Annotated in this window: 1 protein-coding gene; it reads right to left on the bottom strand. The window is 47.9% G+C overall.

Annotation, left to right across the window (positions count from 1 at the left end):
• A protein-coding gene (locus ICN12_RS10745; protein ID WP_216272502.1) for an IS3 family transposase occupies nt 1–1,169 on the bottom strand; the annotation gives its coding sequence in 2 pieces (ribosomal slippage) (nt 1–818 and nt 818–1,169; 1,170 coding nt annotated over the 2 pieces). This gene is flagged as partial in the annotation.
• Nucleotides 1,170–1,210: the final 41 nt, after the last annotated feature.

The following is a 1,210-nucleotide window of genomic DNA, read 5'->3' as shown; positions in this document are numbered from 1 at the left end:
CCTCTTTTGGTTGTAGATACGGATCGACTCTTTCACCATTTGTTTAGCCTGCTTTAGGTCATACGGTTTATTTAACAAAAATTCTGTTTTCAATATGCCATTCACCCGCTCTGCAAGCGCATTTTGATAGCAGTCGTAGCCATCCGTCATTGAGCAGGTGAGACCATGTTTCCGGTGCAAGTCTTGATAATAATTAGCGCAATATTGCAGCCCTCGGTCTGAGTGATGGATTAATGGCAAGTCTGTTTTACGCGCTTTGAGGGCCATCTTCAAAGCTTGTGCCACTTCCTCGGTTTGTAAAGTCGGATGGACGTGGTATCCCACAATCTTCCTCGAGTAGGCATCTGTCACTAAGCTTAAGTAGGCCACCTTCTGCTGTGTTGGCAAATACGTGATATCAGCCACCCAAACCTCCTCTGGTCTTTTCGGCACCACTTTGGCTACTCCATTGAACAAGTTGGGGTGTTTACGGAACCGATGATGACTGTTGGTGGTCTTGTGATAAGCCCGAGCCCGTGGCACCAAGAGCTGGGCCTGACGAAGCAGAGTAAACAAAGCGTCACGACCAAGCTTAATACCCTGATTGGCTAAGGGCTCATGAAGGATCGAATGTAACTTGCGCGTGCCAACCCTTGGCTGATCCATTCGCTCTTTACGCACGAGCACCTTCACGGATTCTGCTTGCTGGGCTAAACATGACTCTCTAGACCCTCGCTTGTAATACGCTTGACGACTAATTCCGACAAAGCGGCACGCCTGAGTGATGCTTACTCCAATAGCCTCTTTTTCCTCGAGGGCGCGCTTAAAGGCTTTTTTGGCAGAGTTACCCCATATTCATTTTTAATGATGTCGAGCATCGCCTCAAAGAGTTGGGCTTTTAAGTTTGCCTCTTTGAGCTCCATCTCCAGCTCTTTAATTCGCTGGTCTGGGCTCTGAGGCAGTGGATTTTCGTTCATCGCACCCCCGCGTTTTATATCTGACGGTGTGAGCTTACGCCAATCGAGTTGGCCATGCTTATGGAGCCACTTTAAAACGGTGGATCTACCTTGAATACCATAGCGGTCCTGAGCCTCCCGATAGGTCATCTCCCCATGCTCGACCTGCGCTACAACGGCCAACTTAAAGGCCATGGTGTAATCTTTTTGTGTTCGCTTAATCCCAATACCCATCTGACACTTCCTTTCTGATTAGAAAAAGTGTCAACTTATTT

It is taken from the genome of Polynucleobacter sp. AM-25C3, assembly GCF_018882335.1.
In the GTDB taxonomy this organism is placed as follows: domain Bacteria; phylum Pseudomonadota; class Gammaproteobacteria; order Burkholderiales; family Burkholderiaceae; genus Polynucleobacter.
This window is presented reverse-complemented; position numbering and strand designations above follow the sequence as displayed.